Below are 17,121 nucleotides of genomic sequence, written 5' to 3'. Positions count from 1 at the left end.
CCGATCACGATGATGCAGTCCACGCCGTCGCTGCTGCGTTTACTCGAAGAAGAAGGCAGTTCAGCGAAAGTACTGGGCTCGCTGCGGGCGCTGCTGCTGGGCGGGGAGGCGTTGCCGGCGTCTTTGCTGGCGCAGCTGCGCAGCCGTTACACGATGTCTGTATATAACATGTACGGGCCTACGGAGACGACGATCTGGTCGTGTGTGTGCCCGCCGGAGTCGCTGGACGGGCAGGTGAGCATCGGCCGGCCGGTGCTGAATACGCGGGTGTATGTGCTCAACAGCCACAGGCAGCTGTTGCCCGTTGGCGTAGCGGGAGAGCTGTACATCGGCGGCGAAGGGGTGACCCCCGGTTACCTGCACCGGGAGGAGCTGACAGCCGAACGGTTCGTGGCGGACCCGTTTGTGGCGGGCGGGCGTTTGTACCGGACAGGCGACCTGGCGCGGTGGCTGCCTGACGGCCGCCTGGAATGCCTGGGCCGCCTGGATGACCAGGTGAAAGTACGCGGCCACCGCATAGAGCCCGGAGAAATTGAAGCCGTGCTGACGGGCATTCCCGGTATCCGCGAAGCGGTGGTGCTGGTAGAAAATTCACCAAGGGGAGATGCGGGTCTTGTGGCCTGCCTGGTAGCCGACAACGCGCCGGATACCGGACAGCTCCGGGCGTTGTTGGGAAAGCAGCTGCCCCCGTACATGATACCCTGGCGGTTCGTTACGTTGCCTGAACTACCGCTGACGCCCAATGGTAAAACAGACAGGAAGCGGGTAAAAGAACGGCTGCTAACGCAAACACCGGTGGCAAATGAATATGTAGGCCCCGCTACGCCCACGGAAGAAAAACTACAGGCTATCTGGGAGACAGTACTGGAAATCAGCCCTGTCAGCGTGACGGACAACTTTTTTACCCTCGGCGGACAAAGCCTGAGCGGCATGAAGCTGCTGAATATGATCAGGAGCCGCTTCGCCATAAAAATCGGCATCGCTGATATTTTCAACGCCCAGACTATCAAGGAACTGGCCCTGCTGATTGACGATATAGAAAAAGTCAATGCCATACAGACGGCCGATGTACAGCACATTGAAAAAGAAGAAATAATCTTATGAGAATAGCGGATTTTATTATCGCATTAAAAGAACAGCAAATAACGCTGGAAGTAATAGAGGGCAATCTCAAAGTAGCGGCTCCGAAGGGAAGTAATGTGCTGACAGAAGAACTGAAGCAGCAGATCCGCGAACAAAAGGAGGCGATTATCGCATTTTTCAAAATGGCGGAAGCCTCCTCCCAGGCGTTGAACATCCCTGTGGCAGCTCCCCAGGGGCATTATCCCATGAGCCGTGCCCAGAAACGTTTCTGGGCGTTGAATCAATCAGGGGAAGGAGGATTGGTGTACAACATGTGCCGCTCCCTGGTGTTGGAAGGTCCTCTTGAGGCGCCGGTGCTGGAACAGGCGTTACGCTACGTGATCAGTCGTCATGAAAGCCTTCGCACCTGCTTCAGAGAGCAGGAAGACGGCGAAGTGCGGCAACATATCCTGGCGCCGGAAGAAATACCGGCGGTAATGGAATACATAGATATCAGCGCCAGGTCTGCTCCACAGGAGATACTGAGAACTATGGCGGAGAAAGAGCAGAACACACCGTTTGATTTACGGAAGTCGCCGCCGCTACGGGTAAAACTGGTGAAGGTACACGACGGGCTTCATGCGTTTTTCTACTCCATGTTTCATATCATCAGCGATGGATGGTCTATGGAAGTGCTGGCCAAAGAGGTGATCATCGCCTATAATCTTTTCAGGCAAGGGCAGCAGCCCCATCTGCCGCAACTGGCTTTCCAGTACAAAGACTATACAGCGTGGCTGGAAACACAGCTGCAAAACGATCTGAAAAAAGCGGAAACCTATTGGCTGACGCAGTTGTCCGGAGACCTGCCGGTGTTGGACCTGCCGGCAGATAACATACGGCCTGCTGTTAAAACCAGCAACGGCGCCAGCGTGTTCATACACTTTTCACCGTCGCTCACAGCAGGATTAAACAAATTGTGCCGGGAAGAAGGCGCCACCCTGTTTACAGGCCTTCTGGCAGGCATCAACGCGCTTTTTCACCGGTATACCGGTCAGGAAGATATTATTATGGGCCTGCCGGTAGCCGGCAGGGATTTTACGGAACTGGAGAACCAGATAGGGTTGTACCTGAATACGCTGGCGCTTAGGACCCGCTTCAGCGGCTCGGACACGTTCAGAGAGCTGATACGCCGGCAGCGGCAGGTGCTCACCGCCGCCTACGATCATCAGCTGTATCCGCTGGATATGCTGCTGGACAAGCTGCCGTTGGACAGAGATATGAGCCGGTCGCTGCTCTTCGATGTACTGGTCGTGTCACAGATCAATGAACAGGCAGGCGCCGGCGAGGACATTACATCGCTGGATGGCTTACAGGTAAAAGCGATGGAGAAAGCAGAAGGCGATATCAGTGAATATGACCTGCTGTTTAATTTCACGATGGCGGGAGACAATGTTTCGCTGTCATTAACCTACAATACGGATATTTTCAGCCGGCGCAATATCGATGTATTGTGCCGCCACCTGGAACAATTGTTGGCAGCGGCGATAGCGCAACCGGCTGCGGAGGTGGCCCTGCTGGATTACCTGCTGCCGGATGAAAAAGAAGCGCTGCGGGTATCGCTGAACAAAACACATGTCAGGTACCCGGAAAGGGAAACGATTGTATCTCTTTTTGAAAAGCAGGCAGTCCAAACGCCGGCGCGCATTGCTGTGGACGACGGGGAGCTGCTGCTGACCTACGAAGCGCTGAATGCAAGGGCCAACCGGCTTGCGCACTTCCTGCAGAAAGAAAAAGGCATCGGTGGCGAGGTGGCGGTAGGATTGCTGATGAACAAAACGGCCCATACGATCGTCGCCATCCTGGGCATCCTGAAAGCAGGAGGGGCGTATGTTCCCATAGACCCGTCATTTCCCGGAGAAAGGCAACAGTACATCATTGACGACGCGAAAATAAGCCTGGTGCTGTCTGACGGACATACCTGCGCAACGCCGGCGGAATGCATCGATATTACTGCCATCGGCTTCGACGCTTACCCGGATGTCAATCCGCCGGCGGTGGCAGCAGCATCCGGCCTGGCTTATGTTATTTATACCTCCGGCACTACCGGGCAGCCCAAAGGGGTAATGATCACCCATCGGAACGTGGTGCGGCTGTTCTTTCATGAAGAAAGCCTGTTTGCCTTTACGGAGAACGATGTATGGACCATGTTGCATTCCTACAATTTTGACTTTTCGGTATGGGAGATGTACGGCGCCCTGTTCTATGGTGGGCGGTTGATCGTAGTGCCGACAGAGATTGCGCGGGATAGCTACCGCTGCTGGCAGCTGATAAGGAAAAAAGGCGTTACCATTTTAAATCAGACGCCTTCGGCTTTCTATCAGCTGATGCACGTGGCCCTGGAAGATGATTATGAGATCAAAGCGCTGCGTTGCGTGATCTTTGGAGGTGAAGCGCTGCAGCCGGCACGATTGGCCGCCTGGAAGCATGCGTATCCCGGCGTGAAACTGATCAACATGTACGGGATCACAGAAACGACGGTACACACCACCTATAAGGAAATAACGATTGCCGAAACAAGTATGCCGGCCAGCAATATCGGCGTCCCTATCCCCACTGTGGGCGTTTATATCCTGGATGCGCGGCAGCAGCTGATGCCGGTAGGTGTACCGGGAGAGCTTTGTGTTTGTGGCGCCGGGCTGGCCAGGGGCTATATGAACAACCCCGTGCTGACGCAGGAAAAATTCATACCCGACCCGTTCAGCCCCGGCGGGTTGTTGTATCGCTCCGGTGATATAGGCCGCTGGCTGCCGGACGGCAACATTGAATATATCGGACGGAAAGATCACCAGGTGAAGGTCCGCGGTTATCGTATCGAAACCGGGGAAGTGGAGACGGCCCTTTTGCGGCATGAGAAAGTAAAGTCGGCGCTGGTGATAGCCCAACCGGAACCGGGAGGCAACAGTCACGCGCTGGTGGCTTATATCACGGCAGAAGAGACGCTGGACGGAAGAATACTGAAACAATACCTGTCAGGTATATTGCCGGAATATATGGTGCCTGCCTGGTTTGTACAGCTGGAGGCATTTCCGCTGACAGCCAACGGTAAAACCGATAGAAAAGCACTGCCGGACCCGGTAAAAACAGGGCTGTCCGGTAAAGACAATTATATTGCGCCGCAGACAACAGCAGAAAAACAACTGGCCAAAATATGGGAGGAAGTGCTGGGAAGAGAAGATATCGGCATGCTGGATAATTTCTTTGAGCTGGGCGGGCATTCGCTGGCAGCCATGCAGGTGATATCAAGGGTGCATCGCGGCATGAAAGTACAGATAGGACTAAAGCACTTTTTTGAGCACCCGGTGCTGCAGTCCCTGGCAGCGTGGATCGCAGGTTCCTCCCGCAGTGAACAGGAAGACATCGTGCCGACGCCTCCCGCAGCCGCCTATGATCTCTCTTTTGCGCAAAGAAGCATCTGGATGCTGTCCCAGTTCGAAGAGAGAAAGGTAGCTTATAATATTTCCAGTGTCCTGCAGTTTGATGGCGACCTCGATATCCGTGCTTTTGAATCGTGCCTGGACCTGCTGGTCGTACGGCACGAAAGCCTGCGGACTACTTTCCTGGAAACAGGCGGTACGCCCATGCAGAAAATCCATCCGGCAACACCGGGATGGCTTGGCGCCATATATGCTGACCTGAGAGCGGAACCGGAACAGGAAAAGGCAGTCGATCTCATCAAAAAGCAGGAAGTCAGTAAATCATTTGACCTTGTTAAAGGCCCGCTCGTCAGCGTCAGGCTGCTGCACCTGGAAGATCAGCGGTTTATACTGATGTTCACCATTCACCACCTGGTATGCGATGGGTGGTCGCTGAACCTGCTGATGGAAGAAACTGCGGTGCTGTATAACGCCTGCAGGCTGAAACAACAAAGTCCGTTGCCTCCCTTGCGGTTGCAATATAAAGACTATGCCTGCTGGGAAAAAAAGCAGCTGGAAAGCAGCCGCCTGGCAGAAGCCAGCGCTTTCTGGCTGCGGCATTTTGAAGGAGGTATCAAACCCGTCAGCCTGCATGGCGGCAAGTCTGTTTCTGCTTCCCGTAACTTTAAAGGAGCCAGTCATACCTTTAGGCTGGATACACATTTGAAGCAGGGACTGGAATCGCTGGCAAGAAAATACAACGTGACGCTCTATCCGCTGATGCTCTGTGTTTTTAATGTTTTTCTCTCCAGGATCAGCAAAGAGGAAGACATCACCGTACTATGCGCCAGCGCCGGCCGCGAGCATACAGACCTGGAAAATATACTGGGCGTGTTCGTGAAAACATTCGGTATCCGCAATTTCCCGGACGGAGATAAACCGTTCGCTGACTTCCTGTCTGAAGTAATGAAGCGGTATCTCGATGTTGTACACTATAACTACTATCCTTTTGAACGCTTGCTCAACGACCTGGAAAAAGTGCAGCAAAGCAGGAATATCGGCAATGTATATTTCCAGATAGACAATTTCTCTTCTTTCGAGACCCGTCAGCCCAAACAGGGAATGGAAGGCGTGAACATCTCACCGGTGTTTAACGGGGCAGATACCTCCAAGGCCGATCTGATGCTGTATATCACGCAGAATCCCGAAGACTGGTATGTCACTTTCGAATTTAAAACAGACCTGTTTACCGCCGGAAAAATAAACCTCTGGGCCGCCTGGCTTCGCAGGCTGATCGCTGAAATCATTGCCGCTCCGCAACAACCCATCGGCGCCTACCAGTTAAGCGACGGACATGATCCCGAACTGTTTGCGTTGATGGAAGCGTCGATAGACGATATATCCCTGTTATACCCACTGTCTGCAAGGCAGGAGGATTTTTACCTGAACTGCAAAATACTGCCCAGGGAAACGGCGCACAGGGTGATCTTTTATGCCGTGGAGGAGTATCTCGATGCCCGCTTGTGGAAGGAAGCCATCGGGGTTGTCAATGAAATATATCCCATCCTGACTACCCACCTCGCGGAACAGGAAGGAGAAGTATATCAGGGGCTCCGGAAACGTTTCACGCTCAATACGGAGGAGATAGACCTTTCCGCGCTGCAGCTGCGGGAGGAAGACCTTAAAGACAGGCTCGGAGCGTATGTGACGCTGGACCATGGACTGGATAAGGAGCTGGTGAAATATTTCCTGGTAAAAATCAATGATCATTGTTATGTCAATCTTATCAGTATTCACCACCTGATCTCAGACGTGACCTCTTCGGTATTGTTCTTCAGGATGTTTGAGAAAGTGTATGGTAAAAGCAGGGAGGAGATACCAGCGGAACTTTTTAATCAGTACCAGTACCACGATTATGTTGCCAATAATCCCAGGCAGTTTGATACCACTGCTATCACGGAATACTGGAAACACAAGCTGCGCGATGTAGAGCCGGCGCCGGTCAATGTGTATGATGAAGTGCCGGAAGAGAGCATGGAAGAAACGCTGGTACTGCCGGCGGAGCATATGGCCGGGATCAGCCGCTTCTGTGTGGAACATCATATTTCCGAAGCCCTGTATTTCAGAGCGTTGTATTCCCTGATGGTACGCCTCTATGCGGTGCCGCAGGGCCAATTTATTATCAATGATATTACACATGGGCGGGACGCGCTCACCAAAGAAACGTTCGGTTGCTTCACCGCTATATTGCCGCTGGTATACGATGCCAGTGCTTTCGCCGGCAGCGTGGAAGAATACCTGTTGTACCTGCGGCACCAGAAAAAGGAGATTGCCGGCCGTCAGTTTATCACTGTGTTTCAGCTCAACAGGCTGATCAGCACCTCCGGGTTGAAGTTCTACTACAACTATCAGACCCTTTATACCATTAAGGAGGGGAGTGACAAGCTGGTAAAAGTGCTGGCTTATTTTGCGAAAGACGAGGTGCAATTCTCGATCCGGAACACCGCTGCAGGTCAAACGCTCATCCTCAACTATAACAAAGCTTACTTCAGGGCGAACGGATTCCTCGACAGGTTGATGATGGTGTCTGAACAGTTCCTGTCGGGCGTGAGAACAGTGAACGATATCAACATGTTGCTGCCGGCGGAACAGGCATTACTGAACCCTGTAAGGCCTGTGGCCACGGCTGCGGCATGGACGCCGGTATCCCGGTTGATCGCCCGGCAGGCACAGCTAATGCCGGATGCGATCGCGCTCCGCTGTGATGGCCGTAACTGGAGCTATGGAGAAATGGAAAGACAGGCTACCGCATTGGCGGCCTGGCTGCTGCAACAGCCGGTGGCGCCGGGAGACCTGCTGGCGGTGATGACAGACCGCTCCGCAGAAATGGTGATTGCATTATTGGCAATACTCAAATCCGGTGCGGCTTACGTCCCGATTGATCCGGCGTATCCGGCAGAACGCATCGCCCATATCTGCAGCGACGCGGCGGTGAAGGTGATCCTGACGACCAGCATGCTGTTGGCCGACATACCGGCGGCGTTCACCGGCGGCGTTTTTGCGCTGGACATACAGCTGGAAGGCCTTCCCGACGCCGATGCAAGCCTGCTGCCGGATGTGGCGCCGGATGATACCGCCTATGTGATATATACTTCCGGCAGCACCGGCAAACCGAAAGGATGCCTGGTAAGCCACCATAACCTGCACAATTATGTTTCATGGGCCAATGATTATTACTGGCAGGACGCCGGCGCCGGCAACTGGGGCCTGTGTACTTCTATCGCGTTTGACCTGACCGTGACGGCCATCTATACCGCGCTGACAAGAGGCCGGACATTATACCTGGCCACCGGTGACCAGATGCCGGCGCTGATACAGGAGTGTTTTACCGCGCCGGATATCGATACGCTAAAACTGACGCCATCGCATGTTGCATTGGCGGGAACGCTTGCCATTGATACTACTGCCGTCAGTACCGTAATCTGCGGTGGGGAGCAACTGATGCCTGAGCATGTGGACATATTGCTCCGCATGAATCCCGGCATGAAGATATATAACGAGTACGGCCCTACGGAAACAACAGTCGGCTGCACCGTTAAAAAAATCACCGCTGAAGACATAGATATTTCGGTCGGTAAACCGGTCGCCCATACGGAGATACTGATTATGAACGAGGATAAGCGGCTGGTGCCGCCGGGAATGTCCGGTGAGATCTACATCGCGGGAGCAGGGGTGGCGAAGGGATACCTCAATAACAGCGCATTGACGGCCGAAAAGTTCATGCCCCATCCGTGGGTGCAGGGACAGCGGATGTACCGCACGGGAGACACCGGCAGATGGCTGCCGGACGGCAATCTGCTATATACCGGAAGAAAAGACAGGCAGGTGAAGATACGGGGCTATCGGATCGAACTTGATGAGATTGAAACGGTGCTGCTTGACCATCCCGGTGTAACCGCCGCCACGGTGCTGGCGATGCCGGAGAAGGACGGCGGCGCATACCTCGCTGCTTTTTACGTGGCGGAAGAAAACCTTCCCACTGATGTGCTGCGAGGCTTTCTGACAGGGCGACTGCCCGACTATATGCTTCCTGCGGTCTATGCGCAACTGGAACGTATGCCGTTGACCGTACACGGAAAGGTGGACCATAAGCAGCTCCCTGTCTTCCTGGAAGCAAGCCTGGCAGGGCGGCGCGAATATGTGGCGCCCACAGGCGATACGGAAGAAAAACTGGCGGTGATATGGGAAGAAGTACTGGGCCAGGAGCGTGTCAGCGCAACAGACAGTTTCTTCGAAATCGGCGGCCATTCGCTGAAAGCCATGCAGGTCGTATCCCGCATACATAAAGAGTTTGACGTGGAGATGGAGTTGGGGCAGTTGTTTGAAATGCCGGTACTGAGCACGCTGGCTGCCTATATTCATCAGGAAACATGGCTACGGAATACCCCTGATGAAAGTGCCGGTGCATTTAAAGAAATTAAAATTTAACTCCTGCTATGAAAGAATTCCTGGTAAAACTGAAAAAGGAAAATATACACCTGAGCCTGGACAATGGTGATATCTCCGTAAAGTACCTGTCGGAACATATTGACACTGCGCTGATTCAGGAGATACGGGCGAAGAAAAAAGACCTGGTGGACTATCTCTCCGCGCAGCACAAAAACGGCTTTTCCGGCATTATGCCGGTAGCACTGCAACCCGACTATCCGGCCTCTGCGGCCCAGAAACGTTTGTGGATCGTAAGCCAGGCAGATGATGCCAGCGTTGCATACAACGTGCCGCTGATCTGCAATTTTAATGGAGCGCTGGACATTGCTTCACTCGAAGCCGCTTTCAGGCAACTGATCAGCCGGCACGAAATATTACGGACTGTTTTCCACGAAGACGGGAACGGTGAGTTACGCCAGCGCATATACGCGGATGGCGCACAACGTTTTCATCTTAGCAGATGGGACTTCCGGGACAGGGTGCAGCCGGAAACAGCCGCCCGGCAAAAGGTGGAAGAGATTACCCGGCGGCTTTTTACCCTTACCGAAGGACCGCTGCTCACCGCCGATCTGTTGCAGATAGACACCCGCTGCTATGTGCTGGTGTGCGTATTGCACCACATTATCAGCGATGGCTGGTCCACCGGTGTGATGATGGGAGAACTGATGGCATCCTATCATGCGTTTGCCAACGGGGAAGACCCGGCGTCCGCTCCGTTGCGGATACAATACAAGGACTTCGCCGTCTGGCAGGGAGCTGAGCTTAGCGGTGAAAAACTGGCAGCCCATCGCCGGTACTGGCTGCAGCAATTTGATGGTCCCTTGCCATTGCTGGATTTGGCATCGGACAGACAGCGGCCGGTGGTGAAAACCTATAACGGCGCGGTGGTCAGCCGGGAGATAAATGCGTCGCTGCTCCAGGTCTTTAAAAAATTGTTACAGCAGGAGGGTGCTACGTTGTTCATGGGACTCACCGCCTTGCTGAAAGCTCTCCTATACCGTTACACAGGACAGGAAGATATTATTATCGGAAGCCCGGTGGCCGGCCGTGATCACATCGATCTGGAAGAACAGATCGGTTTTTATGTCAACATGCTGGCATTACGTACCCGCCTGTCCGGAGAAGATACATACCGTGTCCTGCTCAGAAAAGTAAAACAAATCACGCTGGGTGCCTATGAGCATCAGGTATATCCTTTTGACACACTGGTTAGCGAGGTGTATACTAAAGCGGAACCCGGAAGACATCCGATTTTTGACGTGGTACTGGCATTACAGAATATGAACGATGCCAGCCGGCAGGAACGGCCGACTGCTGCAGGTGACCTATCAATAAGCCCTTACAACAGCTCCGTGCGTGTGGTAAGTCTTTTTGACCTGCGCATCGACTGCCGCGAGGTGGATGACCAGTTGCTTTTTCTGATAGAGTACAACACGGACATTTACGACGGCGACCGCATTGAGCGGATGGCCGATAATTTCACGGGCATGATGCAGGCGGTGGTGAACGCACCTGATGCACTGCTGTGCCGCCTGTCTTACCTCCATGCCGCTGAACAGAAAATGCTGACAGGCAATGTGAACGCAGCCACCTACCCGGCGGACGAAACGATGGTGAGTCTTTTTGAAGCACAGGCAGACCGCACCCCCCACGCCGTAGCAGTAGCGCTCGGCGAACAATCGCTGACCTACCGGCAACTGGATGAATATGCCAACAGGATTGCTCACTTTCTGATAAGGACCGCAGCCCTGCAACGGGAGGATGGCGTGGCGGTCATCCTGAACAGAACGCCGGATTGTATTGCAGCCTTATTGGGCATACTGAAAGCCGGCGGCATGTATGTCCCGATGGAACCCGACCTGCCGGAAGATCGCCTGAAATTTATGTTGCGCGACGCCGGCGTGCGGGTACTGATAACGGAAAAATCATTCCTCGAAACAGCCAATCGTTTACAGTGGGCCTGTAGCCACCTGGAAGCTTATTGCTGCCTCGACAGCAACGATGTATACCAGGAGAAAGAACAGCAGGAAAATGTGATGATGGCCCGCGAGCTGTGGGACCACGTAGGGGAGAGCGCGGTAGACCAGATCACCGGCGGCGGATGGGGGAACAGTTTTACTGGTGGCGCTATTTCCGCTGTGGAGATGGAAGAGTATTCCATGAACGCATACCTTAAACTTAAACCGCTGCTGCATAAAAACATGCGGGTGCTGGAAATAGGATGTTCCTCGGGACTGACACTGTGTAAGGTGGCGCCTGAAGTAGGCTTTTATTACGGAACAGACCTATCGCCCGTGATTATCGGCAATACACGGCAGATGCTGGCTGAGAGGGGGATGACCAACGTACAGCTGCAGACAGTAGTAGCACATGATATCGGTAATATTAACGAACGCGGTTTCGACCTGGTGATCATCAATAGTGTTATTCAACACTTTCATGGCCACAACTACCTGAGAAATGTGCTTCGCCAGGCGGCCTCCCTGATGAAGGACACTGGCTGGATATTCATTGGCGATGTGATGGATGCGGGCCGGAAAGAGGACCTGGTGGCCGATCTGCTGGCGTTCAAGGCGGCAAATAAAAACGCCGGTATTCAAACAAAAACAGATTTTTCGGCTGACCTGTTCATTGCAAGAGGTTTCCTGGAAGACCTGATTGCAGAGGCGAACCCGCTGAAAGCCGTAGAGATCACCGGTAAAATCCGCACCGTCGAAAATGAACTCACCAGGTACCGCTATGATGCGTTGCTGACAGTAGATAAAACTTCGCCGTCTGCGCCAGGCGGTAAAAGAAATAAATGGCAATACAGCAATACCGTACTGGCGGAACAGCCATCTGCAAGGCCGGCATTGCCGCTGTCGCCCGGCAACCTGGCCTACCTGATTTATACGTCAGGTACTACCGGTCAGCCGAAAGGCGTGCAGGTGCAACATGACAATGTGGTGCGGCTGTTCATGACCGACCCGGCGCTGTTTGATTTTAACGAAACTGATGTCTGGACAATGTTCCATTCCTATAGTTTCGATTTCTCCGTATGGGAAATGTATGGAGCGCTGTTCTTTGGCGGTAAACTGATATTGGTGCCGAAAGTAGTGGCGCAGGATGCCGCCGCCTATCTGCAGTTGTTGTCGGAGCAGCAGGTGACAGTGCTCAATCAAACGCCTTCGGCTTTCTACAACCTGTCAGCCGAGATATTGCATACTGCCGGCCTTTCGCTGCCATTGCGGTATGTCGTTTTTGGCGGTGAGGCGCTGAGCCCGGGAAAACTGGAGAACTTTCACGCCGCCTGGCCGGCGGTGAAGCTGATCAATATGTACGGCATTACTGAAACAACCGTACACGTTACATACAAGGAAATTACATCCGCCGCCATCGGGCTGGGCATCAGCAATATCGGGAAACCTATCCCCACGCTGAGCTGCTACGTGCTGGACGCCAACGGCGAGTTACTGCCGGTGGGCGTCCCGGGTGAATTGTACGTAGGCGGTGCAGGCGTGGCCAGGGGATACCTCAACAGGGAAGCGCTGACAGCGCAACGTTTTTTGCAGGATACGTTTGCCGGCAACGGGCGTTTATACCGGTCCGGCGACAAGGTGAAACAGTTGCCCAACGGTGAAATAGAATACCTGGGCAGGATGGACCATCAGGTGAAGATCCGTGGTTACCGCATTGAAACGGGAGAGATAGAAGCCTGTCTGCTGAAACAGGAGCAGATAGATAAAGTGAAGGTGGTGGCCCGTCAGGACCGCGATGGCGGCAAGTATCTCGTAGCTTATTTCACCGGCGACGCGGAAACAAATGTGAAGGAGCTGAGAAGCGCACTGGAAAAGTTGTTGCCGCGCTATATGGTGCCTTCCTTCTTCGTGCAGATAGCCGAATTTCCGCTGACACGCAACGGGAAAACAGATGTCAGCCAGTTGCCGGACCCCCTGTCGCCAGTCATGCAGGAAACGACAGGATATATCGCGCCTGCCAATGAGATGGAGCGACTGCTGGCAGCTATGTGGGAAGATATTTTGGGCAGGGAGCATATCAGCATGGAAGATAACTTCTTCGAACTCGGAGGACACAGCCTGAAGGCCATGCAGTTAAAAAGCCGCATCCGGAAGGAGATAGGCCGGCAAATTGCATTGAAGGAACTGTTTAGTCATAATACCGTGCGAAGCCTGGCACTGCTGCTGGAAAATAATTTTCATTCAGACGAAGACGTTAGTATTCCCCGCATGCCGGAGCAGGAAAGCTACCCCGCAAGTTACTCCCAGCGCCGTTTCTGGGCACTGTGCCAGTTGGCCGAAAGTGCTACGGCATACAACATGTCGGATGCGCTTTTCCTGGAAGGGCATCTGGATCTCGCGGCGCTGCAGCAGGCCCTTCACTGGGAAATACAACGGCACGAAAGCCTCCGCACGGTGTTCCGTCAGGATGATGCCGGCGATGTAAGGCAATATATTCTGCCGGCAGAGGAAGCGGTCTGTCCGATAGCCTACATGGATATCAGTCATCATCCCGACCCGGACGCAGTGCTCCGCCGCCTTTATGAAACAGACCAGGCCACCCTTTTTGACCTGACGGCGGAATTGCTGATCAGGATAAGAGTGGTGAAGGTGAAAGAGAATCTCCATGCGATCTTCTCCCTGATGCATCACATTATCTGCGATGGCTGGTCCATGGAAATACTGGCCGGAGAACTGGGAGAAGCCTATAATTGTTTTGCAGCCGGACAAGCGCCTGCGTGGCCGCCCCTGGAAATCCAATACAGGGATTATGCCGCCTGGAAAAACAAACAACAGCCGGCTGAAAATGAAGCATACTGGCTCCAGCAGTTCACCGGCGAAATACCGGTGCTGTCGTTGCCGTCGGACTATCCCAGGCCAGCGCTGAAAACGTATAAAGGCAGCAGTATCGAGCGGAAACTGCCGTCAGAAGTGGTCACTGTGCTCAGGAGTCTCTGCAACAGAGAGGACGCCACGCTCTTTATGGGACTGCTCTCCGGTTTAAACGCGCTGTTTTACCGGTATACCGGACAGGAAGACCTGGTAGTGGGAACGCCTATCGCCGGAAGGGAACATCATCAGCTGGAAAACCAGGTGGGACTATACCTGAACACTCTTGCGCTCCGGACACAGTTTAGTGGCGACGATTCTTTCCAGGCCTTGCTGGCCAGGGTGAAAGACGTATTGCTGGGCGGTTACAGCCACGGTACTTTCCCGTTTGACCAGCTGGTGGAAAAACTGCAGCTGGGAAAAGACCCTGGCCGTTCCCCGCTTTTTGATGTGTGCATGGTGTTGCAAAACCAGCGGAGTACTAATCTCAGCGCGGCTTACCGTGGAATGAAAGGGTTGGCGATGGTCCCCTTTGCGGCTGCCGGTGGACAGACTACCAGCCAGTTTGATCTGTTGTTTAATTTCAATGAAAAAAACGATGAACTGCACCTGCTGCTGAATTACAGTACAGACCTGTTCTCCGAAGATACCATCTGTCGGTTCTATGATCATTTTGTACAGTTGCTGAAGGCGGTGACTTCTGCGCCGCAGCAACCGCTCTGTAAGGTCAACTACCTCAGGCCAGCGGAAATACAGCAATTGATCGAAGGCTTTAATGCAACAGCACAGGACTTTCCCGCCACCACCATCACAGCGTTGGTGGAGGCGCAGGTGGCCGCCCGCCCGGAGGACCCTGCGGTGGTATATGGAGACAGCTCGCTGACCTATGCAGCCCTGCATCAACGGGTAGTGGCGCTGGCTCTCCGGCTGCAGGAAGATCACCATCTGAAACGCGGAGACATTGCCGCGTTGATCATGGACCGCTCGGAATACATGATCATCACCTTACTGGCATTGCTTCGGATGGGAGTGGCCTATGTGCCGATAGATCCGGATTATCCCGAACAGCGGCGCCGTTATATGCTGAGTCATTCCAATGCAGCGGTGGTGCTGACAGATGAAGCATATCGTGAAGCGCTCTCCGGGTATCCGTTGGTGGTAGTGTCCGCCGTACCCGGCGATACGGCGGGAACAGCGCTCCCGGCGGCGGTAGCGCAGCCGGATGATATGGCTTACGTGATATTTACGTCCGGCTCTACCGGTCAGCCCAAGGGGTGTATGATCTCCCACAGCAACCTCGCCAATTACATACAGTGGGCCAACGGATTTTATTTTGAAGGGGCAGATACCGGCAACTGGGCGCTTATTACGCCGCTGGCGTTTGATTTAACGGTTACCGCTATCTATACGACGCTGACGAGAGGAAAGACACTGTACATCGGTGACCAGGGAAAAGATATCAGGCAGTTGCTGGAGGATTGTTTCCGCCATCCGGATATCGATACCCTGAAACTAACGCCATCGCATGTTTCCCTTTTACAGGGGCTGGACCTCAGAGACACGGCGATCAGAACGGTCATTTGTGGCGGTGAACAGCTGACGGCCGCCCAGGTGGAGATATTGAAAAATATTCATCCCGCCATCAGCGTGTATAACGAATACGGGCCTACGGAGACAACGGTAGGCTGTGTCGCCTGCCTGGCCGGGAACGGCAGAAGTATCCTGCCTATCGGCAAACCGGCGGCCAATACCGTCATCTATATCCTGGATGCTGCAGGCATGCCCTGTCCACCGGGGGTATACGGAGAAATGTATATCGGTGGCGCCGGTGTTGGCATGGGATATCTGCATGACCCGGACCAAACGAAGGCGAAATTCGTTCCTGATATTTTCAGGCCGGGGGAACGGGCGTATCGTTCGGGAGACATCGCCAAATGGTTGCCAGATGGCGATCTGGTGTTCGCCGGAAGAAAAGACAACCAGGTCAAGATAAACGGCTACCGGATTGAAACGGAAGATATTGAACAGGTGATACTCCGGCAACCGGGTATTACCGCCGCAGCCGTTATTCCGGGGAAAACAGTTGCCGGATCAGAGCAGTTCCTGTCGGCCTACTACGTGGCGCCGGAAAGCCTGCAGCCGGATATGCTGATGGCTGCCCTGCAATGCCAGCTGCCGGTGTATATGCTTCCCCGTTATATCACCAGGCTGGACGCGCTACCTGTTACGCTGCATGGTAAACTGGATACCGCCGCCCTTCCGGATCCGCGCATGACGGGCCTGGCAGGACACCGGTATGTTGCGCCGGCAGATGAAACGGAAGCGCAACTGATCATAATATGGGAAACGGTACTCGAAAGGAAAGGGGTTGGCATACATGATAACTTCTTTGAACTGGGAGGAAACAGTTTAAATGTGCTTCGTTTAAGCGCGGCCATTAAAAGAACCATAGGCGTGGACGTTAGCCTGAGGGACATCCTGACATATCCAACCATCGCGCAGTTACGCCGGAAAAGGTTTACAGGACAGGATTCCCCGGCAGGCCCGTCCGGCATGCATCTGGCCAACGGTCCCAAAAAACGGGAGAGGAAAAATATGTTCTTCGTGCCGCCTGCTTCCGGAATCTCGTACTGGTATACAGACCTGTTGCAGGCCCTGCAACAGGACGTGAACGGCTTTTTCCTGAACCTCCGGGGAATTTTTGATAACGGCAGGCCATATACGTCAATAGATGAACTCATCGGGGAATGGCTCGGACATATACTCACGGAAGCGGAGCCCGGCGAGCCGGTTTTCCTGGCCGGATATTCCAGCGGCGGCCCCATAGCTACGATACTGGCGTCATTACTGGAGGCCAGGGGATACAGGCCGGTGCTTTTTTTGCTGGACGCCGTTCCCAAAGAAGTGTACCATGAGACGCTCACCGACAGAGAACAATTTGTCTCCACTATATTTCCGGATGTAGACCGTTTCAGCCGCCTGGCAGAAACCGTGGCGATAACCGCTGATCAGGCCGCTGTTGGCAGGTTCCTGGACATGGCGTTTAATTTCCATTGCCTGTGGCCCGGCTTCAAACAGCCGGATATCACCTGTTCAGCCAGTGCTTTTGTATTTGTAAGTCCTCCTCAGCAAAATGATCTGTCCGGATTTCATCAATGGAGAAATTATATCAAAGGAGAACTGCAATACATTATGCTGGAAGAAGGCGAACATATGCAGCTCCTGCAATACAAAGGAAATATTGATTGCATGGCAGCCTGTATCAGAAAAGCGCTTGAGTTTTTTGGGTGATTTTTTGCGGAAAAACACTATTTTGTAATACGATTATTTGT

Annotated in this window: 3 protein-coding genes and 2 pseudogenes; all 5 read left to right on the top strand. The window is 53.6% G+C overall.

Going from position 1 to position 17,121, the window contains the following annotated elements; translation table 11 throughout:
- On the top strand, window positions 1-1,104 hold a 1,104-nt coding region (locus B5D63_RS31330), incomplete at its 5' end, for a non-ribosomal peptide synthetase (RefSeq protein WP_143313218.1).
- On the top strand, window positions 1,101-8,963 hold the full coding sequence (locus B5D63_RS31325) for a non-ribosomal peptide synthetase (protein ID WP_078672816.1): 7,863 nt from the start codon (window positions 1,101-1,103) through the stop codon (window positions 8,961-8,963). The genes B5D63_RS31330 and B5D63_RS31325, both read left to right, overlap by 4 nt.
- An 8-nt stretch (window positions 8,964-8,971) precedes the next feature.
- Window positions 8,972-11,476: pseudogene (locus B5D63_RS35910) on the top strand (condensation domain-containing protein); the annotation flags it as partial.
- Window positions 11,450-12,856, top strand: a pseudogene (locus B5D63_RS35905) (amino acid adenylation domain-containing protein); the annotation flags it as partial. The pseudogenes B5D63_RS35910 and B5D63_RS35905, both read left to right, overlap by 27 nt.
- Before the next feature lie 51 nt (window positions 12,857-12,907).
- Window positions 12,908-17,080: a non-ribosomal peptide synthetase gene (locus B5D63_RS35900; RefSeq protein WP_449384861.1), complete on the top strand. Its 4,173-nt coding sequence runs from the start codon at window positions 12,908-12,910 to the stop codon at window positions 17,078-17,080.
- Window positions 17,081-17,121 lie beyond the last annotated feature (41 nt).

This window comes from Chitinophaga eiseniae, from assembly GCF_900167135.1.
Classification (GTDB): Bacteria; Bacteroidota; Bacteroidia; order Chitinophagales; family Chitinophagaceae; genus Chitinophaga; species Chitinophaga eiseniae.
This window is presented reverse-complemented; position numbering and strand designations above follow the sequence as displayed.

Excerpts from the sequence above, each read along its gene's own strand:
- B5D63_RS31325 (WP_078672816.1), top strand. The coding sequence starts at position 1,101 with ATGAGAATAGCGGATTTTATTATCGCATTAAAAGAACAGCAAATAACG.
- B5D63_RS35900 (WP_449384861.1), top strand. The coding sequence starts at position 12,908 with ATGCAGGAAACGACAGGATATATCGCGCCTGCCAATGAGATGGAGCGA.